28 protein-coding genes and 1 riboswitch are annotated in these 26,323 nt (G+C 60.5%); of the genes, 11 read left to right on the forward strand and 17 right to left on the reverse strand.

Going from position 1 to position 26,323, the window contains the following annotated elements; genetic code table 11:
* Nucleotides 1-3: 3 nt before the first annotated feature.
* Nucleotides 4-2,028, reverse strand: coding sequence for a lytic transglycosylase domain-containing protein (locus B3527_RS07660; RefSeq protein WP_290479056.1), 2,025 nt, complete (start codon nt 2,026-2,028; stop codon nt 4-6).
* A 102-nt stretch (nt 2,029-2,130) separates the two neighbouring features.
* Here B3527_RS07660 and dapA point away from each other — a divergent pair, with 102 nt between their 5' ends.
* Complete coding sequence (gene dapA / locus B3527_RS07665) at nt 2,131-3,012, forward strand: 4-hydroxy-tetrahydrodipicolinate synthase (protein ID WP_290479055.1); 882 nt, start codon at nt 2,131-2,133, stop codon at nt 3,010-3,012.
* Nucleotides 3,013-3,021: 9 nt separating this feature from the next.
* Nucleotides 3,022-3,501 (forward strand): SsrA-binding protein SmpB, encoded by a 480-nt coding sequence (smpB, locus tag B3527_RS07670; RefSeq protein ID WP_206992557.1) that lies wholly within the window; start codon nt 3,022-3,024, stop codon nt 3,499-3,501.
* Between the two features lie 10 nt (nt 3,502-3,511).
* Here the strand turns inward: smpB and B3527_RS07675 are convergent, their stop codons facing one another.
* The 4 genes from B3527_RS07675 to B3527_RS07690 form a co-directional block, all read right to left on the reverse strand.
* Complete coding sequence (locus B3527_RS07675; protein WP_290479054.1) at nt 3,512-4,309, reverse strand: hypothetical protein; 798 nt, start codon at nt 4,307-4,309, stop codon at nt 3,512-3,514.
* A 63-nt stretch (nt 4,310-4,372) separates the two neighbouring features.
* Entirely contained in the window at nt 4,373-5,032 is a 660-nt protein-coding gene (locus tag B3527_RS07680; protein ID WP_290479053.1) for a uracil-DNA glycosylase, read from the reverse strand.
* Between the two features lie 33 nt (nt 5,033-5,065).
* Entirely contained in the window at nt 5,066-7,054 is a 1,989-nt protein-coding gene (locus tag B3527_RS07685; protein ID WP_290479052.1) for a gamma-glutamyltransferase family protein, read from the reverse strand.
* Between the two features lie 134 nt (nt 7,055-7,188).
* On the reverse strand, nt 7,189-7,572 hold the full coding sequence (locus B3527_RS07690; protein ID WP_034814406.1) for a VOC family protein: 384 nt from the start codon (nt 7,570-7,572) through the stop codon (nt 7,189-7,191).
* Between the two features lie 97 nt (nt 7,573-7,669).
* On the opposite strand from B3527_RS07690, the gene soxR reads away from it, so the two are divergent.
* Nucleotides 7,670-8,137 carry a redox-sensitive transcriptional activator SoxR gene (soxR, locus tag B3527_RS07695; RefSeq protein WP_034814093.1) on the forward strand — a complete coding sequence of 156 codons (468 nt, stop codon included), beginning with the start codon at nt 7,670-7,672 and terminating at the stop codon, nt 8,135-8,137.
* Here the strand turns inward: soxR and B3527_RS07700 are convergent.
* Nucleotides 8,134-8,547, reverse strand: a complete 414-nt coding sequence (locus B3527_RS07700; RefSeq protein WP_290479051.1) for a TIGR02301 family protein — start codon at nt 8,545-8,547, stop codon at nt 8,134-8,136. The two genes, soxR and B3527_RS07700, sit on opposite strands and share 4 nt — an antisense overlap.
* On the opposite strand from B3527_RS07700, the gene B3527_RS07705 reads away from it, so the two are divergent.
* Together B3527_RS07705 and B3527_RS07710 are read left to right on the forward strand one after the other, a co-directional pair.
* A complete protein-coding gene (locus B3527_RS07705; protein ID WP_290479050.1) occupies nt 8,527-9,516 on the forward strand; it encodes a D-2-hydroxyacid dehydrogenase in 990 nt (329 codons plus the stop codon). The two genes, B3527_RS07700 and B3527_RS07705, sit on opposite strands and share 21 nt — an antisense overlap.
* A gap of 65 nt (nt 9,517-9,581) precedes the next feature.
* A complete protein-coding gene (locus B3527_RS07710; RefSeq protein WP_290479049.1) occupies nt 9,582-10,802 on the forward strand; it encodes a PQQ-dependent sugar dehydrogenase in 1,221 nt (406 codons plus the stop codon).
* A 56-nt stretch (nt 10,803-10,858) separates the two neighbouring features.
* On the opposite strand, the gene B3527_RS07715 is transcribed toward B3527_RS07710, so the two are convergent.
* Nucleotides 10,859-11,842, reverse strand: a complete 984-nt coding sequence (locus tag B3527_RS07715; protein ID WP_206992564.1) for an NAD(P)H-dependent flavin oxidoreductase — start codon at nt 11,840-11,842, stop codon at nt 10,859-10,861.
* A gap of 418 nt (nt 11,843-12,260) precedes the next feature.
* On the opposite strand from B3527_RS07715, the gene B3527_RS07720 reads away from it, so the two are divergent.
* Nucleotides 12,261-12,557 carry a hypothetical protein gene (locus tag B3527_RS07720; protein ID WP_206992565.1) on the forward strand — a complete coding sequence of 99 codons (297 nt, stop codon included), beginning with the start codon at nt 12,261-12,263 and terminating at the stop codon, nt 12,555-12,557.
* Between the two features lie 72 nt (nt 12,558-12,629).
* On the opposite strand, the gene B3527_RS07725 is transcribed toward B3527_RS07720, so the two are convergent.
* The 3 genes from B3527_RS07725 to B3527_RS07735 are packed head-to-tail and all read right to left on the reverse strand — an operon-like array spanning nt 12,630 to nt 14,947.
* On the reverse strand, nt 12,630-13,415 hold the full coding sequence (locus B3527_RS07725; RefSeq protein ID WP_206992566.1) for an SDR family NAD(P)-dependent oxidoreductase: 786 nt from the start codon (nt 13,413-13,415) through the stop codon (nt 12,630-12,632).
* Between the two features lie 60 nt (nt 13,416-13,475).
* A complete protein-coding gene (locus tag B3527_RS07730; RefSeq protein ID WP_290479048.1) occupies nt 13,476-13,922 on the reverse strand; it encodes an NUDIX hydrolase in 447 nt (148 codons plus the stop codon).
* A gap of 2 nt (nt 13,923-13,924) precedes the next feature.
* A complete protein-coding gene (locus B3527_RS07735; RefSeq protein WP_290479047.1) occupies nt 13,925-14,947 on the reverse strand; it encodes a glycosyltransferase family 2 protein in 1,023 nt (340 codons plus the stop codon).
* Between the two features lie 203 nt (nt 14,948-15,150).
* On the opposite strand from B3527_RS07735, the gene B3527_RS07740 reads away from it, so the two are divergent.
* Complete coding sequence (locus B3527_RS07740) at nt 15,151-16,155, forward strand: patatin-like phospholipase family protein (RefSeq protein ID WP_290479046.1); 1,005 nt, start codon at nt 15,151-15,153, stop codon at nt 16,153-16,155.
* Here the strand turns inward: B3527_RS07740 and rsmD are convergent.
* Complete coding sequence (rsmD, locus tag B3527_RS07745) at nt 16,152-16,712, reverse strand: 16S rRNA (guanine(966)-N(2))-methyltransferase RsmD (protein ID WP_206992570.1); 561 nt, start codon at nt 16,710-16,712, stop codon at nt 16,152-16,154. The genes B3527_RS07740 and rsmD overlap by 4 nt on opposite strands.
* 50 nt (nt 16,713-16,762) lie before the next feature.
* Between rsmD and B3527_RS07750 the strand changes: the two genes are divergently transcribed.
* Together B3527_RS07750 and B3527_RS07755 are read left to right on the forward strand one after the other, a co-directional pair.
* Nucleotides 16,763-17,224: a nucleoside deaminase gene (locus B3527_RS07750; protein ID WP_290479045.1), complete on the forward strand. Its 462-nt coding sequence runs from the start codon at nt 16,763-16,765 to the stop codon at nt 17,222-17,224.
* 31 nt (nt 17,225-17,255) lie between these two features.
* Entirely contained in the window at nt 17,256-18,986 is a 1,731-nt protein-coding gene (locus B3527_RS07755; protein WP_290479044.1) for a cation:proton antiporter, read from the forward strand.
* A gap of 8 nt (nt 18,987-18,994) precedes the next feature.
* Here the strand turns inward: B3527_RS07755 and B3527_RS07760 are convergent, their stop codons facing one another.
* From B3527_RS07760 to B3527_RS07770, 3 genes are all read right to left on the reverse strand, one after another.
* The gene (locus tag B3527_RS07760) at nt 18,995-19,564 is read right to left on the reverse strand and encodes a TMEM165/GDT1 family protein (protein WP_206992572.1); all 570 of its coding nucleotides are present in this window, start codon (nt 19,562-19,564) and stop codon (nt 18,995-18,997) included.
* A riboswitch (yybP-ykoY riboswitch) is annotated at nt 19,565-19,759 on the reverse strand.
* Between the two features lie 32 nt (nt 19,760-19,791).
* Nucleotides 19,792-20,691, reverse strand: a complete 900-nt coding sequence (locus B3527_RS07765; protein WP_034814084.1) for a LysR family transcriptional regulator — start codon at nt 20,689-20,691, stop codon at nt 19,792-19,794.
* A 155-nt stretch (nt 20,692-20,846) separates the two neighbouring features.
* On the reverse strand, nt 20,847-21,593 hold the full coding sequence (locus B3527_RS07770) for a sulfite exporter TauE/SafE family protein (protein ID WP_290479043.1): 747 nt from the start codon (nt 21,591-21,593) through the stop codon (nt 20,847-20,849).
* Between the two features lie 152 nt (nt 21,594-21,745).
* Between B3527_RS07770 and B3527_RS07775 the strand changes: the two genes are divergently transcribed.
* On the forward strand, nt 21,746-23,047 hold the full coding sequence (locus B3527_RS07775) for an acyl-CoA dehydrogenase family protein (RefSeq protein ID WP_034814082.1): 1,302 nt from the start codon (nt 21,746-21,748) through the stop codon (nt 23,045-23,047).
* A 126-nt stretch (nt 23,048-23,173) separates the two neighbouring features.
* Nucleotides 23,174-23,656, forward strand: a complete 483-nt coding sequence (locus B3527_RS07780) for a DUF2165 family protein (RefSeq protein WP_290479042.1) — start codon at nt 23,174-23,176, stop codon at nt 23,654-23,656.
* A gap of 6 nt (nt 23,657-23,662) precedes the next feature.
* On the opposite strand, the gene ttcA is transcribed toward B3527_RS07780, so the two are convergent.
* The 3 genes from ttcA to B3527_RS07795 form a co-directional block, all read right to left on the reverse strand.
* Nucleotides 23,663-24,556, reverse strand: a complete 894-nt coding sequence (gene ttcA / locus B3527_RS07785) for a tRNA 2-thiocytidine(32) synthetase TtcA (protein ID WP_290479041.1) — start codon at nt 24,554-24,556, stop codon at nt 23,663-23,665.
* A gap of 7 nt (nt 24,557-24,563) precedes the next feature.
* Nucleotides 24,564-25,706: an energy transducer TonB family protein gene (locus B3527_RS07790; RefSeq protein ID WP_290479040.1), complete on the reverse strand. Its 1,143-nt coding sequence runs from the start codon at nt 25,704-25,706 to the stop codon at nt 24,564-24,566.
* 72 nt (nt 25,707-25,778) lie between these two features.
* Entirely contained in the window at nt 25,779-26,240 is a 462-nt protein-coding gene (locus B3527_RS07795; protein ID WP_206992577.1) for a helix-turn-helix domain-containing protein, read from the reverse strand.
* Between the last annotated feature and the right edge of the window lie 83 nt (nt 26,241-26,323).

The following is a 26,323-nucleotide window of genomic DNA, read 5'->3' on the forward strand; positions in this document are numbered from 1 at the left end:
GACCTATTCCCGCCCTCGGTCGAGATCTTCCTCAATCTCGATATCAATCGGCTCTCCGCTGAGGCGGTGACGGTAGACCTGAGTGTTCTCAAGGACGCGTTGGACGTAATTGCGGGTTTCCGAGAAGGGAATGAATTCCACCCAGTCAATCGGATCGACCTGACCAGTGCGGGGATCGCCATAGTCCTGGATCCACTGGCGCGGTCGGCTAGGCCCGGCATTATAGGCGGCGGCTGTCATGATGTAGCTGCCATTGAACCGCGAGAGCAGCGTGTCCAGATGCTGGCCGCCTAGGGTCATGTTATAGCCCGGATCATCGGTCAGCCAAGAAGTGCGGTAAGGCAGGCCGCGTAGCCGCGCTTCGTTACGAGCGGTGGCCGGCATGAATTGCATCAGGCCGCGTGCGCCAACATGGCTGATCGCGTTCGGGTTCATTTCGCTTTCCTGCCGAGACAGGGCCAGCATTAGCGGCCGCTCTACCTGTGGCTCGCGCAGAAGCGGATAGGCAACCACCGGGTAGGCGGCATCGGTAGAGACAATGCCTTTGGCAAGACCGGCCTTGGCACCACGAACCCCGACATCCGGCACCTGATACTCCGTAGCAATGCGGGCGAGCAGCAGATATTCGGACTCGGTCTCAAGCAGGTCGTCCATGTGATAGGCGAATTCACGAAACAGGCGTTCCTCACCGCTCTCGCCAAGCAGGCGCAGGGCCTGAACCATTGGCTTGTCCTCGAAGGCCGAAATCTCTTCTGCAGTCGGCTCTGAGGTCTTCGGGAAGGCGAGCTTCTTGTCGTCCAGACGCTCGGCGGCAAGTTGTCCGTAATAGGTGAACTTGTGCTCAGCTGCTGCCGTGTAGTCTGTTCGTGCGGCATCCGGTTGGCCAAGCGCATCGCGGGCGCGACCGGCCCAATACTTGCCGCGTGCAAGGCTGATCGGTGTTGAGACGCCGTCAGACATGGTCTCGAAATGCTGCAGGCTGCGATCCGCATCATTCTTCAGGCGCAGGGCGATCCAGCCCGACACCCATTCGGCCTCGGCGAAGTCGCCGCCGCTTTCCATGCCATGCGGTGAGGCCAGCTGGTAGGCGCGGCTCCAGTTGCCGTCCTTCAGGTCTGTCCGGATGGCGATGTTGCGTTCGTCCCACAGGCGCGAGCGGCCAGCTTCCGGAATGTCATTCCCGTCGATGCCCGTCAGCAGAGGGGTCGCCACATCCTGGTTGCGCAGTTTCTGGCGGCGCCATTTGGCGCGCTCGTAAAGCAGGCCGGGATTGTCCTGCAAGTTGGCGGGGACGGCATCGACCAATGCATCGACATTGCGCGACCGCGCAGCGAGCGCGATGCGGGCGTCGACCAGTTTACGATAGTCAGACGTGAGCAGGTATTTGAGCTTCGATGCAGCCGTGCGCTGGTTGGTCCATAGCAGGAACTCGACACGGGCGCGGTGATCATCCTGGGTCAGCTGTTTGCCATAAGTGGACAGGACTTCGCGCTCGACGTCGCGTTCGAGGGAATTATTGTGCCAGGCGTCGCGCACGGCTTCCAGCGCCTTGCCGGGTTCACCAATCGCACGCCAGCTATCGGCCAGCGCGATCTTGCCGGCTCCGGTAATCGGACCCGACTCGGTCAGCCAGTCGATGCGTTCCTTATGGCTGAAAGACGATTCGCCGATAATCTCTTCGGCGCGGCGGCGCATGGAGGTCTTTTTCGGCCAGTCTTGCAGCTTGTCCAGCGCGAACGAGACTTCCGAGAAATTCATGCCCGGAACGCCGCGGCTGGCCCGGATCCACATAATGAGGTTTCGCACGTCGGCATCAGAGGCCTGAGTCTGCAGATGTGCCACAGTCGGCCAGTCATAGCGGTCAGCCGCGCGGAGTGCCTTATGCAGGATTTCCGCATTGCGGGCATCCGTTACGGAAGACGTATAGGGTCGGTCGGGTTTCAGACTCGGGGATTCCGGCACGCCAGCGGCGGCAGCCGCCTGAGACAGCACGGCAAGAGAGGCAAAAATGGCAACGGGTCGCATCATGAAACGTCTCTGCAGAGTTTATTTCTTGGCCAAAGCGTGAGAAGGCATTGGCGATTCATACTCGATCAAGACAAACAACACCTGAATCGCGGCAAATTTACGATGTTCCATGGCTCAATCCCAGCTCTCGTCACACCTTTCAGGAATGGTGCCATTGACCGGGACGCTTTTGCGGCGCTGGTAGAGCGCCAGATTGTTGGCGGTTCCAGTGCACTTGTGCCGGTCGGCACCACGGGCGAGACATCCACACTTTCAACGCAAGAGCATAAAGATGTCGTAACGCTTTGTGTTGAAATTACCAAAGGCCGCGTGCCCGTGATCGCCGGGGCCGGGGCCAACGCGACAGACGAGGCGATCGAACTGGTCGAGCACGCCAAGGCCGTCGGCGCTGACGCCGCGCTGGTGGTTTGCCCCTATTACAACAATCCCAACCAGGAAGGCCTTGAGGCCCATTTCCGCGCGATCAACGACTCGGTTGCGCTGCCGGTCCTGCTTTACAATGTGCCGGGCCGCACCGTGGTCGATCTTGCACCGGATACCGTCGCACGCCTCGCCCAATTGCCGAACATTGTCGGCATCAAGGATGCGACCGGCGATATGGACCGCGTTAGTCAGCATGCCGCGTCGATCCCTGAAGGCACCCAATTTGTTCAGCTGTCGGGCGATGACCCGAGCGCGCTCGGCCACCTTGCCATGGGGGGCATGGGTTGCATCTCGGTCACCGCGAACGTCATGCCGGAAGCCTGCGCCGCCATGCACACAGCATTCCACGCCGGAGATCTCGATGAGGCCCGCGCGATAGAGCGCAAGCTGATTGCGCTGCACAAGGCCATGTTCTGCTCGCCATCGCCCGGACCGGCGAAATATGCCCTGTTCCGGCTCGGCCTCTGCACCGATGAGGTGCGCCTGCCGATCACCAGCCCATCTGCAGAAAAACGGGCTGAAATAGATCAGGCCATGGCGCTTGCGGGCCTGAGCGCCTAAATCAGGGCGATGTCGAAGAAAAATCAGACCAAGGGCCGCTCGGATGGGCTGGTCGCGGAGAACCGCCGCTCCCGCCGCGATTATGCGGTCGAGGACACGCTGGAGGCCGGCATCATGCTGGTCGGCTCCGAGGTAAAATCCCTGCGTCAGGGCAAGGCCAATATTGCTGAAGCCTATGTCAGCCCGGAAGATGGCGGTCTCTACCTGATCAATGCGGATATCCCGATCTACAACGCCGCCAACCGGTTCAATCATGAGCCAAAGCGCAAACGGAAGCTGCTCGTGTCAAAACGGGAACTGGCCAAGCTCTCGCAATCGGTTGAGCGGGCCGGTCGCACGATTGTGCCGTTGAAACTCTATTTCAATGAGCGTGGTATGGCCAAGATCCTCATTGGTCTCGCCACCGGGCGCAAGAGCCATGACAAGCGTGACGTCGAAGCAAAGCGAGACTGGCAACGCCAGAAGGCGCGAATCCTGAAGGAGGGGTGAGCACTGCCGCTCAAGCGGCGCGTAGTCTCCCGCCGCGAAGCCTCAACAGGCCCTGCCAGACAATCAGGGCGATCAAGGGGGCAAAGGCCAGCAGGAAGGGCCAGGCGGTCTGGTTGAAGCCTTCGGGAAACACTTGCGGCTGCCCCAGAAAAAGTGAGCCGGATGCGATGAACATCGAGAAGCACATGCGCCAGAGGTGGCGGGAGATGCGCGCCGTGTAGGACAGCGCCTGTCGTAGGATCACGTTCAGTTCGCCAAACGCGCCGAAGCTGCCAGCTACAATGAACAGGATGAACGCTTGAGGCGGCGAACCATCCACGGTGCCGCTTGGGCTGTTCGCGCCCATATACATGAATCCCACACCCATCAGTGTGATGCCGAGCGCTGTCGCCAGTCCTGTATAATGCCGCCAATTGACCCGGACAGGCCCGCGCTGCCTGACAGTAAGCAGAGCCGTGACGAGCAGGTACAGGGCCAGAATGCCGGCCACGAAATTGGGTCGCTGTCCTTCCTCCAGGAATGGAGCGACGCCCGCGCCGATCAGGTAAGTTATGAACATGGACACGAAGAAGATTTGCCCGGCAAGCCTGTGAAGAGGGCGGCCTTTGCGCGTCGCAATCGCGGCAACACCGGACACGAGCCCGACAGCCCCACCGCCGATGTGCGCATAGAGCAGGGCGTCTGTCGCCAGCCTGATCCAGAATGGTGCGTCCGGGCCGACTTCAAGTTTTGCAGCATGGGCGGCCCCGGCACCGAGGAATGCCAGTGCCAGAATGCATGTCAGAACCGGAACGGCGTATCGGGGCATGGGATAGACCTTTATCGAAAATCAATATTATCGATAAACGGAAAATCCGCTATTGCAAACCCCTCAGTCGGAATCTGTCACTTTCTTCGCCATCGCGAACACATCCTCGAACATTCCCGGCGTCAGGCGGCGGGTGTTCGTGTTGTACCGGCTGCAATGATAGGACGAGATCAGCGCGAGCGGGCGGCCTTCGAATTCCACATCATAATGCGTGCCGTGGCCGAAGGGGTAATCCTTCAGTTTCAGGCCCAATGTTCGCACCGTGGAATCATGGGAAATCTTGCCGAGGCAGATCATTGCCTTCAGCTTCGGCAGCGCCGCAATGCGCGCGGCGAGGAAGGGACGGCACTGATTGATCTCGGCGCCGACCGGCTTGTTCTGTGGCGGCACACAGCGCACGGCATTGGTGATCATGGCGCGCTTCAGCTTCAGCCCGTCATCCGGCCGCGCATCATAGGTGCCGGTGGAAAAGCCGAACTTGTCGATGGTCGCATAGAGCAGGTCTCCGGCCCAGTCGCCGGTAAACGGCCGGCCCGTCCGGTTGGCCCCCGTCACGCCGGGCGCGAGGCCGATGATCAGCAATTCGGCATCCTCCGGCCCGAAGCTCGGCACCGCGCCATTGAACCAGTCCGGCTCTTTCACGGCGACCTCTTCCCGATACGCCACAAGGCGTGGACAGAGGGGGCAATTGGCGGGGGCTTCAGGTGCAAATTTCGTCGTCATGCCCCTCTCCCTAGTAGGAGAGGAGCAGGACGGCTAGTACCCATCCGCGCTGCCATCCTTGCGCATTTCGGTGGCGGCGATCCAGGCGCCGGTTTCGAAGTCGCGCATGATCGCCTGATAGCCGCCCGCATTGGCCTTGCAGCACTCCACCGCATGGCCGCGCGCTTCCAGTTCGGCGCGGGTTTCAGGCGGGATGCCGCTCTCCAGATGCACGACGCCCATATCGGTTTCACAGGCATCGCCATCAAGATCATCCGTCGGCTCGCAGCCGCCAACATGTTCCCAACGCGCGGCATCGCCCGCCTCCTGAAGCCCCATGTCGAAATCGACGAGGTTCAGGATGACTTGCACATGGCCCTGCGGCTGCATGCCGCCGCCCATCAGGCCGAAGCTGAGCCACGGCTCGAACCGGCAGGCCTGTTCGATCGGCTCGGCGCGGACCTGACAGCCCGGCATGTCCTTCTTGAAGGCAAAGGCGGGGATGATCGTGTGGAAGGGCCGCTTGCCCGGCTCGAACACATTCGGATGGTCCGGGTCGAGGCTGAACAACTGGCCCCGGTCCTGGAACATGAAACCGAGGCCATCCGCGACGAGCCCCGTGCCCATGCCGCGATAGTTCGACTGGATAAGGGACACCATCATGCCGTCCTTGTCCGTAACGGTTAGGTAGGTCGTGTCGCCGTCTTGGAGTTTTTTGTCTGCCTCAAGAATTATATCACTAGCTATCGGCAAGAGCGGTTTCCCCTCAGATGAAATTCGGAATCCACGCCCCGATTGTCCTGCAAAACTTGTGGGTTTGGTGATGTCGATTTGTTGAGAGCGATAATTAGCGTAGCGCTTATCAATAAACAGGTCTGGATCAACACCGCTAAAGGCGGGATCCGCATACCCCCGCGCGCGATCTTCGAATGCCAACCGCTTCGCTTCCACTTGCGCCATGATTGAGTCCGCCGACCCGAAGCCCATGCCGCGCAGGTCAAACCGTTCCAGCATTTGTAACATCTGTAGCGCCGCAATTCCCTGCGTGTTCGGCGGCAGTTCGCAGACCTTGTAGTCGCCGCGATAGGTCACGCAGATCGGCTCGACCCAGTCCCCGGTATGGGTGGCAAAATCCTCATAAGTCAGGAAGCCGCCGATCCGCTCGAAATAGTCGCCCATGATGTGGGCGGTTTCGCCGGAATAGAATTCGTCGCGGCCTTTATAGGCTATCCGCTCCAGCGTGTCGGCAAGGTCCGGATTGCGGAACAGGCTGCCTTCTTTCGGGGCGGGCGAGAAATAGGTCGCCTTCGCATTGTCGAACTCTTCCAGCATGCCGCTGTCAGCCGCTTCCTGCAGGCGCGTTGCGTTGCGGCCCCAATAATAGGCAATGACTTCCGGGATCGGCGCGCCGTCACGGGCGTACTGAATGGCCGGTTCGAGGTTCATGTTCATCGGCCGCTTGCCGAATTTGCCATGCAGTGCGTACCAGCCATCGACTGTGCCGGGCACAGTCACCGGCGCGGCGCCGAAGGGCGGAATCTCCTCGCCTTGCATGAATTCGTCGGCCTTGGCCTGCATGTCGTCCAGCGTTGCGCCCTGGGGCGAGCGGCCGGAGCCATTATAGCCGTAGAGCTGCTCGGTTTCCGGGTCCCAGACAATCGCGAACAGATCGCCGCCAATGCCGTTTCCGGTCGGCTCGACGAGGCCCAGCATCGCATTTGCGGCAATGGCCGCATCCACGGCTGATCCGCCGGCTTTCAGCACATCAAGCGCCGTCTGCGTGGCGAGGGGATGGGCTGTGGCGGCCGCGCCATTCGGGGCCACCACAGAAGAGCGCGTGCCAAGGTCCCGTCCGGTAATCATCCGGTCTCCCGGTCCCGGCGGCGTGGCTTCGGCATCCTTTTCTATGGATATCCGGACCACTTTCTTCTGCGTGACCTTGGCGGTGGCGTCTACTTGCGCCTCATCCTGCGCTGGCGGTGTAGCGCACGCGTACAATCCGATAGCCAGCGCTGTTGCGGCGATTGCCTGAATGGGTCTCATCAGCCTCTCCTGTTCTCATCTGACGAGAGCTTAGCGCGCTTTGGGGCAGAAGCGAGTCCCAGCGAGGCCGAACAAACGCGTCGCGCGGTTCCCATGCCCGGCCCACGGTTTCGAGATAGGAATGGATCAGTCCATCAAGCATAGCTCACCACCTCCCACTCGATGTCGTCATGGTCGTGGAAATAGAACCGGCTGCCGGGATCGTAGGTCTGGTGACTATGGGTGCGATAGCCGGCGGCGAGGATCTTCTGCTCGGTCGCGTCCAGATCATCCACCAGGATGCCGAAATGATTGACGGCGCCGGTCCGGTAATAGCTTTCCTCATCTGGCCGGTCTTGCTGGGGCAGCGCATACAGTGCGAGGTAATCCTCATCCGTGCCGACATGCACCGTATAGCCATCATACTTGGATGGGCCCTCCCAACGCACTTTCCAGCCAAACAAACGGGTCAGCATGGATGCGGTCTTCTTTGGATCACTGACGGTCACATTCACATGTTCGAACTTGGCAATACTCATTGTTTTCAACTCCATTTCTTCTTCATCAAATCTCTGATAAAGCTGTCGTAATTCCTCAACTTAAGTTGAGGTCAAGCGTGAAATAGGAGATTTTTTCATGGCAGTTCCGAAGGGCTTGGCGATCGGAGATGTGGCTGCGCGGACCGGCCTGTCGGTCTCGGCGATCCGTTTCTACGAAGGGCGGGGATTGGTTCACCCAGAACGGTCCTCTGGCGGCCAGCGTGTCTTCCTGCGCTCGGACATTCGTCGCCTGTCCTTTATCCTGATCGCCCAGCAGATTGGCCTGACCATCGAAGAGATCAGCCAGCTCCTGTCGTCATTGCCGGAGCGGCGTACGCCGACCAAGCGGGACTGGACCCGGATCAGTACGGCCTTCCGGCACATGCTGGATGAACGGATCGCGCTGATGGAGCGGACGCGCCGGAAGCTGGACGGCTGTATCGGTTGTGGTTGCCTGTCCCTGAAAAAATGCCAGCTTTACAATCCGGAGGATCGTGCGCGTGGGCTCGGCACAGGACCGCGATTCCTGCTTGAGGATGTCAGCGTGGTGTCGACCGAAACTTAGTCTTGGCGCTCTGGGGGTTGAGGGAAGTAATGGGTGGCCATGCGCGTGGCGATTTCCTGGCCCTTCACGGCAAAATCAGCTTCAGCCTCGACCGCGCGATTGTCACAGGTCTGGTAGATGCGTCCGGCGCTTGTGAAGGCCTCATTGAAGGCGTCGACCAGTGAGCTGCGGACCGCGCCTCGATTGGGCGCTTCGTACTTCAGCATGTCGGACATGTAGCGCCGCCAATACTGGTCATCGCGGCCATTGCACTTTACGCGGATCGCGTGGGCGGCGCCCAGCGTGGCTGCGAGATCGGTCGCATCGCGGAAATAATCCGGTCCACGAATCGGCAATCCCGATTGCGCTGTGCTTGCGCCGCAGAACATCACCGCGCTAAGCAGGAGAATATGAAAACCTGTTTGCTTCATGCGACGACTTTTGCGCGCATTCGTGAAAGGCTCAAGGGCCTTGAACATGAGATTGAGTTCATTGTCATGGATGAGGACGGTTTGTTCTCCCATGCCGGGGACGGCACCGTGGTTCACGATATTCGGCCCGATATTGTCTTCGGGAATACGGATGTCTGGTTCGGGGATCATGCCCGCGACTTCATGATCGCCGTACTCAAGACTGGCGGGATAGATTGGTTCCAGTCCTCCGCGGCTGGGCTCGACAATCCGGCACTGATCTCCGTTGGCAAGATTTCCCGCACGTTTTGTACCAACCACACGCAGTCCGAAGCCATGGCCGAATGGGCGCTCTGGCAGTCTTTCGACTTTTTCAAGAAGGGTCCGGAGCATCGCGCACAACAGGCCGAGGCTGACTGGAACCGGCTTGAGATGCGCGAGATGATGGGGTCGCGCTGGCTGATTGTCGGGTTTGGGTCCATCGGGTCGGCGGTCGGCAAGCGGGTCCAGCTACTCGGCGGTCACGTGACGGGCGCACGGCGCTCGCCTGGTCCGGCTGAGGGTGCTGATCATATTGTGCCGATGGCGCTGGTGAAGAGCGAACTCGAGCAAGCCGACGTGGTCCTGCTCAGCGTTCCGTTGACAGATGAAACGGCTGGCATGGTGGACGCGGAATTCCTGGCAGCCATGCGCCCGGATGCGCTGCTGATGAATCTTGGCCGTGGGCAATTGGTGGATGAGGCAGCGCTCGTCGCGGCGCTGGATGCGGGGCGACCGGCCTTCGCCTCAGTTGACGTCACCGCCGAAGAGCCTTTGCCAAGCGACAGCCCGCTCTGGCGCCATCCCAAAGTCGCGATCACACCGCACAACAGCGCCATGACCCAGGCGACCTATATTCGCGCGGACGAGACCTTTCTGGACAATCTCAAGCGCTATCTGGCCAATGAGCCGCTCAAGCACGTGGTGCCGCGCGAGACGTTTGCTGACTGAGCAGTGGAACTGCTTGGGCCGTCGGGCGTTCCGGTTGGCAGACATCTGCCACCGGAGGAATTCCCATGTCATCACTCATCCTGCGCTCCTTGCTGAGCGGCAGCGCCGCAATCATGCTTGTGGGCTGTGCGACCGCTGAACATCATGAGGCCACTGCACCCGACGCCATGACGGTCACTGGCACAAGCGGCACGCAGCTCACCGCTATCCCGCTCGAAACCTTTGACAGCGCCTGGGCGATGACGTTCCTGCCGGATGGCCGCGCACTCGTCTCAGAAAAGGATGGTGATCTCTGGCTGCTGGATACCGCGGGCAAGAAACTGGGCGAAATCGCCAACGTCCCTTCGGTCACGGCAATGGGGCAGGGAGGTCTGGGGGACATCATCGTCCACCCGGACTTCGCTGAGAACGGCACCGTCTTCATTTCCTACGTTGAACGCGATGAGACGGATGAGAGTTTGAGCGGAGCAGCCGTTGAGCGGGCAACGCTGACCCTTACCGCCACGGGCGGCACATTGGAGGGGCGCGACGTGATTTGGCGCCAGACGCCAAAAGTGAAAGGCAACGGCCATTACGGCCATCGTCTTGCCATCGCACCGGATGGTCATCTCTTCATCGCCTCAGGAGAGCGCCAGAAATTCACTCCGGCGCAAAATATGGCCATGAATCTGGGCAAGGTCGTTCGTGTCAATCAGGACGGGGCTGTTCCGGAGGACAACCCCTTCTTTGGAAACGGCGCGGTTGCGGACCAGGTATGGACGCTTGGTCATCGCAATCCGCTGGGCATTGCATTTGACGGGCAAGAGCGCCTCTGGGTGGTTGAAATGGGTCCGAAAGGCGGGGACGAGTTGAACCTGATCGTACGGTCCGAGAATTACGGTTATCCCGAAGTTTCTGAGGGCGATCATTATAGCGGCAAGCCGATCCCGACACATGAAAGCAATCCGATTTTCGAGGACCCGGCGATCGCTTGGGTCCCAGCCATCAGCCCGGCCGGTTTGGTATTCTATGATGGAGAGATGTTTGCCGATTGGCAGGGCAATGCATTCATCGGAGGGCTGTCTTCGCAAGCGTTGATCCGCGTTTCCTTCGAGACTGAGCCGACTGACAATCTCGGACAACCGCCCAAGGATGGTCAAACCGAGCCGGTTGCCAGGGAAGCCGAGCGCTATGAATGGGGAAAACGCATTCGCGAAGTCGAGCAAGGACCAGACGGCGCGCTCTATGTTCTGGAAGACAAGGAAGGTGGCCGCCTGATCAAGCTGACACCGGCCGCCGCGCAGTAAAACGATTTCAGCCGGGCCTGTGGGCCCGGCTGTATATGTTTCCGGCGTGATGATTTCTATGCGGTCGCTTTGGTCCGCAGGCTGGCCATCCGGTCGATGGCTGACTCGGCATCGCGCATGATGTCCGCCACGATCTCCGCGACGGGCTTGACCTCTCTCACGCCGCCAGCCGACTGGCCCATGGCGAAGCAGGAGGTGTCCGCATCGAGTTTGGCTTCGTCCGTAATCCCGCCGATGCCGCCAATTACGCCTGTCCGGGTGGAGTGGATGGCCTGGTGCGGGAAGGGCTGAATGTCCTGCGGGCGCGTTTCCCAGTCATTGATATAGTCATTCGTGCGGCAACGCATCGGCTTACCGGAATAGCACCGCGTGCGTGTTGTATCAGTATCGCCCGCGCCGACGACCGTGTCCTTGTACATCTGAGCGGCATGGGCCTCGGTCGAGGCGATGAATCGCGTACCCATCCAGACGCCGCAGGCTCCCAGAGCGAGCGCTGCTGCGAGGCCGCGGCCATCATAAATGCCGCCTGCCGCGATGACCGGAATGTTCACGGCTTCCACGGCTTGTGCCACCAACGGCATCGTCCCCACCAGACCGGTATGCCCGCCGCCTTCGCCGCCCTGCAGGATGACCGCATCGCAGCCAGCCTGTTCGGCCTTGATGGCATGCTTCACCGCGCCGCCAACGACCATGACTTTCACATTCGCCTTTTGCAGGCGCTCCATGATCGGCATCGGAACGCCGAGACCGGCTATGAAACTGTCGGCACCATTGTTGATGATGACATCCACGCTTTCTTCAAGGCTTTCCGGACTGGCGGCCAGCAAGTCCACGCCGAAGGGCCGGTCGGTCAGTTCGCGCACGCGCTTCATCTGGCCTTCAATGAAGTCCGGGGTCGTCCCCGCCATGCCGAGCACGCCGTATCCGCCCGCATTGCACATGGCCGCACAAACTTCGGCGTAGGACACACCGCCCATGCCCGCGAGCATGATGGGGTGTTCGGTATTCAACATTTCTGTGAGTGCGGTTTTTATGGCCATGACGGCGTCTCCCTGACTTTATGAACTCTTCTGAAAAGACCGTAATTTGCCGTCCTTGCGTCAACGCAAGGCTGTTTGACCAAGCGCCGTTCTTGGCAGGGAGTGGGGCGCTGATTGGCTCCAAACCTATCCACGTGATTCGGGCGCAAAGCGGAACCGGACCCTGTTTCAACGCGATTGGCGGGTTGAAAGACCATTCGCTTGCGAATCGGAGACGGTGATATTTAGGGGGGAAGGTGATGAAGAAGTGCCCGAATCGGCCCAAATCTGCGCCGTTCGAGCGCGAATTCGCTGTTTTGGGCGCAGTTCGCGCAAAAAGCGCTGCATCAGACCTTCAGCTGAAACCATCTTTGCGTCGTGGTCGGCAGATGTTAAACCTCTGCCCGGTCATCTTTGACCTGAAGTAGGGGAATAAAGCATGAAACAACTCCTGATTATCGGTGCCGCTGCGCTTGTGCTGGCTGCATGCGCTGCAGAAGAAACAACGGCTCCTGAAGATACGACGGCTGCTGAATCCATCGAAGAAGCTGCAGATGATGCTGCTGATGCAATGGACGAAGCTGCTGCCGATGCAGGCGACGCGCTCAGCGAAGCTGGCGACGACATTGAAGCGGCTGCGGAAGATGCAGGCGATGCAATGGACGAAGCAATGGATGACGCTGAAGAAGCTGTCGACGACGCTGCGGACGAACTTGAAGAAGAGCCAACCGAGTAATCGGTCTGGTCCTACCAGAATTGAAAAGGGCTGCCCTCGGGCAGCCCTTTTTTTGTGAGACCAGGCGGCCGATCAGAATTTCTGGTACGCGCCGTCTACCAGCAGCGTGTCGCCCGAGTGGAAGCTCGAAGCGTCAGACGCCAGATAGACGGCAATTCCGCCGAAATCCTCCGGCTTGCCCCAACGACGGATTGGAACGCGCGCAATGACCTTGCTGTTGAAAACGTCGCTGTCCTGCGCGCCATCCGTCATGTCAGTCGCGATCCAGCCCGGCAGAATGGAATTTGCGCGGATTTGATAGCGGCCATATTCGACGGCGATGGCATTCATCATGGCGATGAGTCCGCCCTTGGTATGGCCATATGCCTGATTGCGCGCTGCACCCGACAGCGCTGCGAGCGAGGCTGTTCCGATCAGGGAGCCACCTGGATCGCCAGCCTTGGCACGCTTGACCATGGATTTGGCGGCCTCGCGCAAGGTCAGGAAGGCGCCTTCCGAGTTGATTCGTTGATTGAACTGCCACGTTTCCAAAGTCATTTCATGGAAATTGGCCGCGCCGCGCCCAATCCCGGCATTGGCGATACAGGTATCGATTCGACCGTACTCTTCTTCGGTTTCGGCCATGGCCTTCACGATTTGGTCTTCCTCGGCCACGTCGACCTTCTTTGAAGACGCTTTGCCAGTTCCGAGACCTTCGAGCTTTTTGAGGGCCGCAGCGTTGTCATCTTCCTTGCGTCCCCAGATCACGACATCCGCATTGGAGGCAGCGAGCGCTTCGGCCATGCCGAGGCCAATGCCTTTGTTGCCGCCAGTGATGACGCAGACCTTTCCGGCCAAGTTGAATGGGGCGTATGTCATATTGTGTCCTCCGCGACTTTTTTGCTTGGGCAGCAGATCAAGCGGGTGACGTAGGGGCGGTCAAGCTTCGTTTGAGCTGTGAACTATATGGCGCGCGGAATCGATGATGCGACGGGTTTCGTCCCATAGCGGCAAGGTGGCCAGCCTGTCAGGACTGATCCACTCGGCATGGGCTGCGTCGTCCCCGGCTACCGGGTTTCCGGATACCCAAACCGCAGCATAGTCGAACAACAGGTAGTGACGGGTCACGTCGCCGGTCTGGCGCGAGGTGAAGATCGCGTCCACGACATCTACCAAGCCCACGAGCCGTGCGGTGATCCCGGTCTCTTCGGCGACCTCGCGCAGCGCCGCACGCGGCGCGCGCTCGCCCGCTTCGATCCGGCCGCCGGGCAGGGACCATTCGCCTTGCAAGGGTTTGGTGCCCCGCTGGATCAGAAGAACATCGTCTCCCCGAAAGCAGACCGTGCCGACCGCCGGGACCACGCTTCTGGAACTGGCGTTTGCCACGCTCAAGCTTCGCAAAGGGCGCGCAGTTTCACCAATTCGGCCTCGAGATGCTGATCCGAGCGTGCGAGCGGGTTACCCGTGCGCTGCTGGATTCGATGGATTAGCGGCATCCTCAGCAGTGGAATGACAGATGGCTCTGTCCCGACGAGCTTGGCCGCGCCCAACACATTCTTGCGCTTGAGTGCGGTCAGGATCTGATCGAATATCACGGCGCGCCGGATCGACTTCAGGCGAGCGGCATGGGCGGCGGTGACTTCCGCGTGTGGGGTCGGCTGGCGGAGCGCTTCGCCGGCCGTCTGTTCGAGCGCGTCCAGCGCCACGGCATCAAGCCGGTGAGATATGGAATTGCCATGCTTGCGATAGAAATACATCACGTCCGGCACGCTCATCATCCGCGCTCCGGTCGATAACAGCCGCACGATCAGATCGTAATCTTCGCCAATCCGCATCGTCTCATTATAGCGAAGCGAATTGGCTTCCAGCGCGCTGCGGCGGATCAGTGGCTTGGCATAACCGAGCTTGCTGCCCCGTCCATAAAGCATGTTCGCCTTGATGTATTCGCTCTCCATGATCCTGGCCGGGCGATCCCGCAAATCCCCCTCGAACATCGTGAAGATATTGGCGGGACCGTCGGACTGGAACACGGCAAGATTGTCGATCAGGATATCTGCGCCGGTGTCTTCGGCGGCGGTCAGCATGCGCTCCAACCGGTCGGGACGGATCAAGTCATCGCTGTCCACGATGGCGACCCAATCGCCTTTGGCGCGTTCCAGTGCGTGGTTGCGAACCGGGGCAGGTCCGCCATAACGCGTGCCGCTGAAGACGCTCAGTCGCGCATCCTGTTTCGCGATTTCCTGGGCAATCTCGACGCTCCGGTCGCTGGACCCGTCATCCACAAGGATCAGTTCCAGCGCCGTATTGGTCTGATTCAGGACGGATCTTATGGCGCTGGCAAGAAATGCCTCGCAATTATAGTTCGCCATGATGACCGAAATCATGGGTTTTTGCGGAATCTCATACGCCACGGCGGCTCACCTGTTCATCCTGCTTGGTTACCCCGCTTTTATCGCAAGGCCTGTGCCAATATCGACCAAAATCGACATGAATACCCACATTCCTGTTTTGCGGACGTGGCGCCGACCGGACAGGCATCCTACGCCTGTGGTCAGGTCTCATTAAGACCGCACCGGCAAAGTAATATCTCGGTTCAAGTGACAGGAACACCGCCATGGCAAAACAGAAGCAGCGGCAGATCAGCCTCGCGCTCCAGGGTGGCGGTGCGCATGGCGCCTATACATGGGGTGTGCTCGATCGGTTGATCGAGGAAGATGATCTTGAAATCCAGGCGATCTCCGCGACGTCCGCCGGGGCGATGAATGCCGTCGCATTCTCGGCGGGCATGGCTGAAAACGGCGTGCAGGGTGCGAAGGATACGCTGGAAGCCCTCTGGCAGGGGATCTCCAAATCTTCCCGCAATGTCACGCCTTATGGCGCGCTCAGTCCGATTGTGTTCGCCTATGCCAGTGCCATGTCGAGCCTGGCGAGCCCTTATGACCTCAACCCATTCAACATCAACCCGCTCCGCGATGTGGTGGAGCAGGTAATCGACTTTTCGAAAGTGGATGAGTCGGGCATCCAACTGTTCCTGTCGGCGACGAATGTCGAATCCGGCCATGTCACCGTGTTCAGTGATGGGGACATCTCCCTCGACGCAGTGCTCGCCTCGGCATGCCTGCCGCAAACCTTCAAGGCCGTGGAGATTGATGGGCAGGCTTATTGGGACGGAGGCTTCATGGGCAATCCCAGCCTCTTTCCCCTGATCTATTCCGGCGCCCCGCGTGACGTATTGCTGGTCATGCTCAACCCGATCCGCCGCGACGGTGTGCCGAAACGTGCCGGGGAGATTCAAGACCGGATGAACGAGATCAGTTTTAATGCCGCCCTGATCGGAGAGCTGCGTGCCATCGCCTTTGTCCAGCGATTGCTTGATGATGGCATGTTGAAAGAGCCAATGCTCAAAAAATACCGCCGTCTGAACATCCATGCCATCAAGGGTGGGCAAGACCTCATGGAGTTCAGCCTAAGGACCAAATACGATACGAGCTGGGACTTCCTGACCAAGCTGAGGGACATTGGCCGGGCGGCGGCGGAAGGTTGGCTTGGCGAATGCGGAGAACTGATCGGCACCAACCAGACCCACCTCGATTTGCGCCGGGAATTTTTCGAGGGCTAGACCCGCTTCAGGAACCAGATCCGCGCTGCGCCATAGTCGCGTGTCTCGACCGGCTCCCATCCGTCTGGCGTGATCGTTTCGTCCGATCCGGTCTCGACCACGGCAAGCGCATTCTCGGCCAGCCATTTTCCAGATACCAGGCCGGCCAGTGCGGGTTCGACGAGGCCCTTACTATAGGGCGGGTCGAGGAAGGCGAGCGTGAAGGGGACTCCGGCGCTGGCGGGCTTCTCGCCCAGATCGGTCGCCGACCGCCGGTGAAGCCGCGTGTTTCCGAACAGTCCCAGTGTTTCGATATTGTCGCGGATAGCGCCGCGCGCGCCATGATCGGTCTCGACGAAAAGGCAGAACGCGGCGCCCCGGCTCATGGCTTCCAGGCCCAGCGCGCCGGAGCCCGCGAACAGATCGATCACCCGCGCGCCGTCAATCTCGGGTGCCCAGTCCGCATGGGCCAGCATGTTGAAGATCGACTCGCGCGCACGGTCTCCCGTCGGTCGCGTGCCCTGACCCTTCGGCGCCGCAATGGCGCGCCCCTTGTGCTCTCCGGCAATGATGCGCATTCGACAGGCAATCCCTTTACTTTGCGCCCGTGTAAGGCGATCCCATCCATATGACAATTCTCGCTGATCCCATGACCCGCGCGCTGGAACTGGCGCGAGAGGCGGCCGAGGCGGGCGAAGTGCCGGTTGGCGCCGTGGTGGTCGATCCGGAGACAGGCGAGATCGTGGCCGAGGGTGCAAACCGCCCGATTGCCGGGCATGACCCGACCGCCCATGCCGAAATTGTCGCCCTGCGCGCTGCGGCGGCGTCTAGGGGAAATTACCGGCTGACCGGCCTGCACCTCTATGTGACACTGGAACCCTGCGCGATGTGCGCAGGCGCGATCAGCCTTGCGCGGATCGGGAAGGTCGTCTTCGCGGCGTGCGATCCGAAGGGCGGTGCGGTGATTCATGGCGCACGCTTTTTCGAGCAACCGACCTGCCACTGGCGGCCGGAGGTCGAGCAGGACGAGACAGCGGGCGAGACAGCGAGCGCGCTGCTCAAGGATTTCTTCAAGGCCCGGCGCAGCTGAGGCAAACCAGACAAGGTAATCATAGCGAGGCATGGCAGAACCAGGACACGAGATTCTGATCAAGGACGCGATCGTCTTCCTGTTTGCGGCGGGTGTGGCGGTTCCGGTCTTCCGGTATCTGAAACTGCCCGCCGTGGTCGGATTCATGTTGTCCGGCATCGCGCTTGGACCTTACGCGTTGGGTTCGCTTTCCCACAATTATCCCATACTCGAATTTGTCTCGATCTCGGAACCGGAAGCCGCCGCGCCCTTTGCCGAACTGGGCGTGCTGTTCCTCCTGTTCCTGCTGGGGCTCGAGTTTTCGTTTGAAAAGCTGTGGGCCCTGCGGCGGGCCGTGTTCGGCGCAGGGGGACTTCAGGCAGGGATCAGCGCGCTCGCCATCGGTCTCATCGGATGGCAGATCGGCCTGCCGGCAGAGGCCGCCATCATCGCCGGGCTGGCGCTTGCACTGTCGTCGACCGCTATCGTCATGCAGCTGCTGATCGAGCAGAAGCAGGCCGCTCAACCGGTCGGGCGCGCCGCGCTCAGCGTGCTATTGTTTCAGGACATCCTCGTTGCCCCCATCCTGATCTTTGTCGGCTTTGCCAACATAGAGGCCGGTCAGGACGTCACGAAAATTCTGCTCGAAGCCCTGTTCAACGGTGTCATTGCAATCATCGTGATCGTGATCATTGGCCGCTTTGGTCTGCGGCACATGTTTCGCCTTGCGGCGGCGGCAGGCGGACGGGATTTTCTGATGGCGCTGACCCTGCTGACCGTCGTGGGCGCGGCCGCCATCACGGCAACGGCGGGCCTTTCACTTGCGCTCGGCGCGTTCCTGGCGGGCCTGCTATTGGGCGAAACCGAGTTCAAGCATCAGACAGAGGTCGATCTCGAACCCTTCAAGGGCATCCTGCTGGGCCTGTTCTTCATGACGGTGGGCATGGGGCTCGACCTGCCATCGATCCTGTCTCAGCCTTGGGTCATCCTGTCCGGGCTCGGCGCACTGCTCGTCCTGAAACTGGTCATCGGTTTCGGGGCCCTGCGTCTGTTTGCCGGGCCGACCCCGATGTCCATCGAGGCCGCCTTCCTGCTCGCGCCTGCCGGGGAGTTTGCCTTTGTCGTGATCGCCGCGGCCACCGCCATAGGCGTGCTCGCCCCGGAGCCAGCCGGGCTGATGGCCGCGATTGCCGGACTCTCCATGTTGCTCATTCCGGTGCTCGGAAAGGTTGGGGGCTTCTTGTCAGACAAGTTGGCCGGGCCCGAACCGGCGCATACGCTGGAAGAAGATTTCTCAAACCTTCAGGGCCACGTCATCATTGCCGGGTTTGGTCGGGTCGGACATGCCGTCGCGCGTATCCTCGCGGCGGAAGACGCCGAAGTCGTCGCGCTGGAACGCAGTACCTTCAATGTTTCGCGTGCCCGCAATGCTGGTTGGCGCGCCTATCTGGGGGACGCCGCGCGACCGGAAATCCTGCATAGCGCAGGCGTCGACGGTGCCATGATGTTTGTCGTTACGGTGGATGACGTTACCGCCGCAGAAGCGATGGTGTCAGCCTTTCACAAATTGCGCCCTGACGCGCCGATTATCGCCAGGGCCCGCGACCATGAACACGCCCGGCGCCTCATCGATGCCGGGGCCCGGTCAGTGATCCCGGATGCCATTGAATCCGGCCTGCAAATGGCCGGACGTACGCTTCATGAGTTCGGATACAATGAAGAAACCATCCGTGACCGGCTGGCCGCCGAACGCGACGAGGAATACGAGCGCGCTGCTATCTGATGGCTGCGTCAGAGCCACCCCGCCGTTTCTGCCAGCAGCCATAGCCCGATTGCCAGGAACAACAGCGCCGCCAACCGTCGCACGAGGCTGAGCGGCACGCGCCGGATCAAGGCTTCTCCGAAATAAACTGCGGGAACATTGGCCAGCATCATGCCCAGTGTTGTGCCGAGCGTGACCAGCATCACTTGCTCGAATTGTGCCCCCAGAGCAATCGTCGCAACCTGAGTCTTGTCGCCCATTTCGACGAGAAAGAATGTGATGAGCGTTGTCAGGAAAGCGCCATTTCGCATGCGGGGGCGTTCATCCTCGTCCAGCTTGTCCGGGATGAGGGTCCAGGCGGCCATCAGGATGAACGATACGGCGATCAGATAGCGAAACCAGTCCCCCTGGAGGAACGTGGCGGCCTGAGAGCCGACCAGTGCGGCCAGAAAATGGTTGGCGAGGGTTGCGGCCAATATGCCGGTGATGATGGTCAGTGGCTTGCGGAACTGTACCGCGAGCAAGACAGCCAATAGCTGGGTCTTGTCGCCGATCTCGGCAAGGGCGACCACGAGTGTGGAGGTGAACAGGGCTTCCATGAGAGACAGTCTCCAGGCCGGGCAAATCTGACGCAATGACACCATCATTCCGTGCCCGGCCCGAGCAGGAATGCGGCGTCATTGGTCTCGCCCGAACGGTGTCCCGTTCCCTTCGCGCCACGACCTGCAGGCCGAGTATGTTGACGCGGAGGCTCGGTCTGTCGACCGACTGGCTACTCCCCAAGTGACCCGCGTCTGTTATAGGCACACTCCTGCCGGCGCAAGTCTCATCCCGCCAATTCTGTCACAGCATCAAGGATCAGAGCCCGCAGCCAGGTCAGGGCAGCATCCTCAGAATTTTCCCGCCGCCAGTAAAGCTCGCTGTCGAGCGCGGGAAAGACGCCGGGCAGGTCATGTGAGACCAGTCCCGGTGATTGCGCGAGCAAGGCAGGTGCGGTGAGCGCAAGATCCGTATACTTCACAATTTCCAGCGCTGGCATATAGGTCGGCAGTCGCATGACCGGCGTGATGCGCGCGCCATGCGACCGGGCGACTTCCTCGACATAAGAACGTCCTTCGCGGCGGCTGGAGACGACGACATGGCGCAACTCCAAAAAGGTTTCAAACGTCATCTGGCGGCCCGAGAGCGGATGGTCTTCCGACACAACACAGACATAAGGCGTCGTCATCAGCGGCTCACGCTCAAGGTCGGTGCCGCGAATGCCTGGGACGTCGATGGCCAGGTCCAGTCGCCCCGAGGCCAACTCGGTGGAGATCGCGCCTCGGTTCAGTTGCGTCCAGGCGATGCGCACGCCGGGGGCAATGTCCTGCAGGCGGCGTGCAAGGCTTGGCGCAATCATGAAGGCTCCGGCATCGCGGGCGGAGATATTGAATACGCGCGTCGAGCGGGACGGTTCAAACGCCGATCGTGGCTCCAGCCCGGCGCGCAACCGGTCAAGCGCGTCGCGCACCGCAGGCATGAGGGCTTCGGCCATGGCCGTGGGCTTCACGCCGCGCCCCTCGCGTACGAAAAGCGGATCCTCGAAATGGGTGCGTAGCCGGGCGAGGGCGTTGCTCACTGCGGGTTGGGTGATGTGCAGCGTCTCGCTGGCCCGGGTCAGGCTGCGCTCGGAATAAACTGCCTCCAGCACCGGCAGCAGGTTCAGGTCCAATGATCTGAGATTCATATGCGCTCCAAACCATCACCAATAGTGATGCATGGGCTTCATATAATAAACTTCCCGAATGGTACAGGACTCGCTACTTTCATTTGCAGAGTAGAGGATCCTGAATGAGCGCGGCGCTGACGCCACAGACAATCAGAGACGTAAGCGCAGTGGCCCTAGAGCCAGCCTGCGGCGCGCATCAGCATGACTGCGCCGACCGCCGTGACCAGATATTTCATGCCCCGCTTGAAGTTCACATCACTCATCCGGTCCAGCACTTTGCCGCCCAATGTTGTTCCCAGCATGGAGAGCGGTGCCGCCGCAAGGATCAGCCAGGCTGGCGGCAGGGATTGCGCGCCCGTCGCCATGATGACCGGGACGCTCCAGAAAATGATCTTTACGAAATGCGCCAGAACCTGCGTCACGGCCTTGGTCGCAACGATTTCGTGGCGATGCATGTCCGTGTGAACGAAGAACTGGTCCATCAACGGCCCGGCCACGCCCGCAACCGTGTTGAGCGCTTGTACGACAAAGCCCGCACCTTCGGCCTGATAGGGTTTCTGGATGTCGAGATCGACAATCGATTTGGGCAGCCAGACGAGCAAGGTCACCAGCCCCAGCATCAGGTAAACCATCTGCTTGTCCGGGCGCCAGCTGAGCGCGAACAGCAACAGGACCGCTGCGGCAGATCCCAGCGCATAGCGACGAAACACGCTCCAGTGAATATGACGGCGCCAGAGATACGCCCGATATCCATTGGAGACCATCTGGACCGCGCCATGAATGATCATGGCTGTGGCAACCGGTACCAGCGCAGTCAGCACGCCCATGAAGATCACGCCGCCGGCCATGCCGAAGATGCCGGACAGGAAACTGGTGGCCAGCACGGTCACCAGGATGATGGAAGCGGCGAGCGACGTCATGGCGCAGGCCTAGACCGGTTTGCAGGCAAACGCCAAATCTTGCAGCCCTGCCCACATGCGCGACACAAAACATTTCAAAGAAACAATTTGCGGTGCCGTTGCCGCAAGGCCTACCATTCCCCCAACAAGAAAGTCTGAGAGGAGACCCCAAAATGGCGGATACCGAAGTGTCCAAGGACACACAAAACGAGCTCAACGATCTGCGCATGTCAGACGCAGCCGTGCCGCTTTACGAGCATGTGAAAAGCTTCATCAAGGATGTCGTGAATCCCATGAGTGAGGAATTCCATCGCCTTGGCGAAGGAAAGACTGACATCTGGTCCTATGCGCCCGGCCAGCTGGAAGCGCTCGAAAAGGCAAAGGACGAGGCCAAGAAGCAGGGCCTCTGGAACTTCTTCCTGCCGGACGCCGAAACCGGCGAAGGCCTGAAGAACCTCGACTATGCCTATATCGCGGCTGAGCTCGGCAAGAACCCGCTGGCCTCTGAGTCCATGAACTGTTCCGCGCCGGACACCGGCAATATGGAAGTTCTGGAGCGCGTCGGCACGCCCGAACAGAAAGAGCGCTGGCTGAAGCCATTGCTCGAAGGCAAGATCCGCTCGGCCTTTGCCATGACCGAGCCGGCCCTGCCATCGTCGGATGCCAAGAACGTCTCCATGAGCGCCGTGCTCGAAGGCGACGAGTGGGTCATCAATGGCGAGAAATTCTACATTTCCGGCGCAGGCGATCCGCGCTGCAAGATCATGATCACCATGGTGAAAACCAGCCCTGACGCCGCCCCGAACAAGCAGCAGAGCCAGATCCTGGTGCCGCTGCCGCATCCGGGCGTCACCATTCTCGGCCCCATGCACGTCTTCGGTGATCCGGATGCCCCGCATGGCCACATGCACATCCGTTTCGAGAATGTACGTGTGCCGAAGGAAAACATGTTGCTCGGCGAAGGCCGTGGCTTCGAGATTTCCCAGCTTCGTCTGGGGCCTGGCCGCATCCACCACTGCATGCGGTCGCTCGGTGCGGCTGAGAAGGCACTCGACCTGATGGTCGTTCGCGGCATGACGCGTCAGGCCTTTGGCCGTGACCTGATCAAGCTGGGCGGAAACCTCGAAAAGGTCTCCCGCGCGCGCATCGAGATCGAGTCCATGCGCATGATGGTGCTGAAGGCTGCCAAGGCGATGGACGTGCTGGGCAACAAGGAAGCCCGCGTCTGGATTTCAATGGTCAAGGCCATGGTGCCGGAACGTGTCTGCGCCATCATTGACGATGCCATCCAGATGCACGGCGCCGCCGGTGTGTCCCAATGGACGCCACTGGCCCGCATGTACGCCAATCAGCGCACCCTGCGCCTCGCGGACGGTCCGGATGAAGTACACCACATGGTTGTCGGCCGCGCCGAAACCCGCAAGTATACGGGCGAAGAGGAAGATCCGGCCATGGCCGCCGTCTGGCGGAAATAGCCTTTGAGGTTCAGAAGGATATTGGAGAAGGGCGGCTTTTTGGGCCGCCCTTTTTGCGTCACGGGTCGAATTCTCGCAATTTCCAGAAAACTCGTTTAATGTGATCCTCTTGGTAGGGAGGACGCCATGATACGCATTTCCAAAATCATTCTGATCCTGTTTGTCGGGCTACAGGGTCTGTTCTACGCGCTTAACAACATCGTCAACTTCGAAGCGGCGACCAGTTTCGTTCAGGGCGTGCTGCCCATGGCGGGCAACGAGGCCTATCCCAACGCCTTCGGGCCCGCAATCTCGTCGCCCGTCCTGATCACGATTGTGCTGTGTTTCATCATTCTCGGGGAACTTCTGGTCGCCGCGTTCTCGCTCAAGGGTGCATACGACATGTTCCGGGTGCGGGGGGGATCAGCTGAAGGTTTTAACGACGCAAAGACCTGGGCGATCATGGGGTGTGTCATGGCGCTCCTGGTCTGGTTTGGTCTGTTCATGGTGATCGGAGGCGCCTACTTCCAGATGTGGCAGACTCCGCTGGGCGCTGCTGCGCAAGGCGGCGCGTTCCAGTACGCAATATCGAGCGGCATTGTCCTGTTGTTCGTGAACGCGCCGGACTGACGTCGCCTAGAACGGAACGTTCGGATCGTCTTCGCCGGCGCCGCCGATCTCCAGCCCGGCAAAGTCGAACACGCGCGGGTCGTGCAAATGGCTCGGCCGCACTGTGGCCAGCGCATGCGCCATCACCTGCCGCACGCCGGGCTTCTTGCGTTCCCATTCGTCCAGCATCTGCTTCATCGCCACGCGCTGCAGCCCGTCTTGGCTGCCACATAGATTGCAAGGAATAATCGGAAATTCCATTGCGGTGGCAAACTTGGCCAGATCATCCTCGGCGGCGGTGATCAGTGGGCGCAGCACGAAGACATCGCCCTCATCATTCAGCAGTTTTGGCGGCATTGCGGCCATGCGTCCGCCATGCACGAAATTCATCATGAAGGTTTCCAGCGCATCATCGCGGTGATGACCCAGCACGATCGCCTCACAGCCTTCTTCCCGGGCAATGCGATAGAGAATGCCCCGGCGCAGGCGCGAGCACATCGAGCAATAGGTCCGCCCCGCCTCGACCTTTTCGGTCACGATGGAATAGGTGTCCTCGGTCTCGATCCTGTATTTGACTCCGACCCGCTCCAGCCAGTCCGGCAAGACGTGCTTCGGAAAGCCCGGCTGGCCCTGGTCAAGGTTGCAGGCCACCAGGTCCACCGGCAGTGCGCCTTGCCATTGCAGGTCCAGCAATACTGCCAGCAAGCCGTAGGAATCCTTGCCACCGGAAAGGCAGACCAGCCATTTCGTGCGCGGGGTCTCGCCCGCATCCACCGCGCGCCGGTCGACCATCTTGTAGTCGTCAATCGCCTTCAGCGCGCCGCGCACCAGCCGCTTGCGCAGCTTCTTGAAGCTGACGCCAGACGGCGCATCCGCAAACAGGGGCGGCGCCGCAGAAAAGGAGGAGGTGTCATCTGCCATACGCGCCCTATCTCACGGGCCGGGTTTCCCGCGCAAGCATTTCACGCCGTTCGGCCGAGTTGCGGCGCGTCACATAGAAAATCATGCCATATTCGAAAGGGGGCACATCCGTCCCTGATACACCCTTCGGCGGAATGAAGCGCCAATGCTTCACGCCGTTTTCAAACGACTCGCCATACTTTTCGTTCGGCTTGCTCGAAAGGATTTCGATATCTTCCACGCGTCCATCTGCTTTTAATGTAATCTTCGCACGGACGCTGGCCCCATCAGCCAAGCGGGTTTCCTTGCCCGCGCGCGGTGAACGAACCTCCCGCTTGCGCTCAATGGTCAGGACGATCTCTTCGCCATCCTTGCCAGTGACGGTGAACGTGTCGTCCTCGCTGTCATCCATCTCGGACTGAGTGATCTGATAGCGATTGCGGGCGTTTTCGTACACGCCCTCAGAAGCATTCGGCAAGTTCGGGTAAAGTTCGAGAAAGGCTTTGTAAGACGCGGCGGCCGCCTCGTAATCTTGCATGTCTTCCTGAGCTTCGCCTCCGAGCATCAAGGCGGAGGCGTAGTGTTCGCTTGTTGCCTGCCCAATCGCCTCAAGTGCGCGCATTGTCTTGTTGGTGTAGGCTATGGTCTTTTCACGCTTGCTGCGCGCGCCTTCCAAACGGTGAAACTTCGGCGGCAGCGTCGCCTGTGCCAATGCCATATAGACCCCGACGGCAAAGCCGGACTGGTCCTGACCTATGTCTTCGAGCTCTCGCGCCACATCCTGCAGCTTGTCGAGGCCATTGCCCGGTTTCCCGGCCGACTGAAGCGAGGTTGCGGCCCGCAGCGCGCATTGCAGCGACTGCGCCGCCGCACTGATCGCGCGATACTGGTCTTCACACTGTTCATACGCTCTGGCCGCGTCTTCATGCGCGTTCTGCGCCGTCAGGATCTCAGCCCGCGAATAGGCCGCTGCGCCCGCGCCTGCCGCATCATTTTCCGCACGTGCCGTGTTATACAGATGGTCGGCAAGGTCCAGCGCCGCGTCGAGATCGTTCCCGGTCAGCGCGGCCTGTAGCTCCGCGCGCAGCGATTCCTGTGACTGGGCGGAGGCGGGCAGCGCAAAAAACGAAACGGCGCCTATCAGCGCCGCCGCCATCAGTGTCTTCTTCATGGGAATCCTCGAAAGCCCTCTGGACCATCAACTTAACGGCGTATGGTGCCGGTTTCAATCCGCGCGATCGGATCAGTCCGCCGCGCCGACCTGTTGCTGGTAGCGGGCCGTAAGTTCGACCAGGGCCAGCGCCAGGGCGTGCCCGGCCAGTCCGACCGTCCACCATATGGTGGGCGTCAGCATGGCATAGCGATCACCTCCAACGGTCAGGCTGATCCCGGCGAACACGATCATGCCGAACAGATAGCTGGCCAGATGGATGAAGAAACCGAGCCGCATGGCGGCGGTCGCCTTGGCGTTCTTCTCCCGGATCATCGTTTCGGCTTCGGTCTTTGCGTCCACCGTCAGCGCCATGACATCGACATTGAATGCCGCCGCCAGCGCCTTCAGGGAGTCGCCAGACGCCTTGTCCCCCGTCTCGATCCGCTGAACGGTGCGCACGCCAATTCCGGCGAGTTCGGCCAGATGTTCCTGCGACCAGTGGCGCTCTTCCCGCCAGCGTTTGATCTTCGCGGCATCTGCATCATACTGCATCTCGTTCCCCTTTCTCCGGGTTGTTTGTAACCTCCATGAAAGTGCGGAAAAACCCCTTGGCCGACCACGTCTTGACGCCGCCA

The organism is Hyphomonas sp. UBA4505 (genome assembly GCF_002388685.1).
In the GTDB taxonomy this organism is placed as follows: Bacteria; Pseudomonadota; Alphaproteobacteria; order Caulobacterales; family Hyphomonadaceae; genus Hyphomonas.

Coding starts and splice junctions, on each gene's coding strand:
- B3527_RS07660 (WP_290479056.1), bottom strand. CDS start 2,028: ATGATGCGACCCGTTGCCATTTTTGCCTCTCTTGCCGTGCTGTCTCAG.
- dapA (WP_290479055.1), top strand. CDS start 2,131: ATGTTCCATGGCTCAATCCCAGCTCTCGTCACACCTTTCAGGAATGGT.
- smpB (WP_206992557.1), top strand. CDS start 3,022: ATGTCGAAGAAAAATCAGACCAAGGGCCGCTCGGATGGGCTGGTCGCG.
- B3527_RS07675 (WP_290479054.1), bottom strand. CDS start 4,309: ATGCCCCGATACGCCGTTCCGGTTCTGACATGCATTCTGGCACTGGCA.
- B3527_RS07680 (WP_290479053.1), bottom strand. CDS start 5,032: ATGACGACGAAATTTGCACCTGAAGCCCCCGCCAATTGCCCCCTCTGT.
- B3527_RS07685 (WP_290479052.1), bottom strand. CDS start 7,054: ATGAGACCCATTCAGGCAATCGCCGCAACAGCGCTGGCTATCGGATTG.
- B3527_RS07690 (WP_034814406.1), bottom strand. CDS start 7,572: ATGAGTATTGCCAAGTTCGAACATGTGAATGTGACCGTCAGTGATCCA.
- soxR (WP_034814093.1), top strand. CDS start 7,670: ATGGCAGTTCCGAAGGGCTTGGCGATCGGAGATGTGGCTGCGCGGACC.
- B3527_RS07705 (WP_290479050.1), top strand. CDS start 8,527: ATGAAAACCTGTTTGCTTCATGCGACGACTTTTGCGCGCATTCGTGAA.
- B3527_RS07700 (WP_290479051.1), bottom strand. CDS start 8,547: ATGAAGCAAACAGGTTTTCATATTCTCCTGCTTAGCGCGGTGATGTTC.
- B3527_RS07710 (WP_290479049.1), top strand. CDS start 9,582: ATGTCATCACTCATCCTGCGCTCCTTGCTGAGCGGCAGCGCCGCAATC.
- B3527_RS07715 (WP_206992564.1), bottom strand. CDS start 11,842: ATGGCCATAAAAACCGCACTCACAGAAATGTTGAATACCGAACACCCC.
- B3527_RS07720 (WP_206992565.1), top strand. CDS start 12,261: ATGAAACAACTCCTGATTATCGGTGCCGCTGCGCTTGTGCTGGCTGCA.
- B3527_RS07725 (WP_206992566.1), bottom strand. CDS start 13,415: ATGACATACGCCCCATTCAACTTGGCCGGAAAGGTCTGCGTCATCACT.
- B3527_RS07740 (WP_290479046.1), top strand. CDS start 15,151: ATGGCAAAACAGAAGCAGCGGCAGATCAGCCTCGCGCTCCAGGGTGGC.
- rsmD (WP_206992570.1), bottom strand. CDS start 16,712: ATGCGCATCATTGCCGGAGAGCACAAGGGGCGCGCCATTGCGGCGCCG.
- B3527_RS07750 (WP_290479045.1), top strand. CDS start 16,763: ATGACAATTCTCGCTGATCCCATGACCCGCGCGCTGGAACTGGCGCGA.
- B3527_RS07755 (WP_290479044.1), top strand. CDS start 17,256: ATGGCAGAACCAGGACACGAGATTCTGATCAAGGACGCGATCGTCTTC.
- B3527_RS07760 (WP_206992572.1), bottom strand. CDS start 19,564: ATGGAAGCCCTGTTCACCTCCACACTCGTGGTCGCCCTTGCCGAGATC.
- B3527_RS07765 (WP_034814084.1), bottom strand. CDS start 20,691: ATGAATCTCAGATCATTGGACCTGAACCTGCTGCCGGTGCTGGAGGCA.
- B3527_RS07770 (WP_290479043.1), bottom strand. CDS start 21,593: ATGACGTCGCTCGCCGCTTCCATCATCCTGGTGACCGTGCTGGCCACC.
- B3527_RS07775 (WP_034814082.1), top strand. CDS start 21,746: ATGGCGGATACCGAAGTGTCCAAGGACACACAAAACGAGCTCAACGAT.
- B3527_RS07780 (WP_290479042.1), top strand. CDS start 23,174: ATGATACGCATTTCCAAAATCATTCTGATCCTGTTTGTCGGGCTACAG.
- ttcA (WP_290479041.1), bottom strand. CDS start 24,556: ATGGCAGATGACACCTCCTCCTTTTCTGCGGCGCCGCCCCTGTTTGCG.
- B3527_RS07790 (WP_290479040.1), bottom strand. CDS start 25,706: ATGAAGAAGACACTGATGGCGGCGGCGCTGATAGGCGCCGTTTCGTTT.
- B3527_RS07795 (WP_206992577.1), bottom strand. CDS start 26,240: ATGCAGTATGATGCAGATGCCGCGAAGATCAAACGCTGGCGGGAAGAG.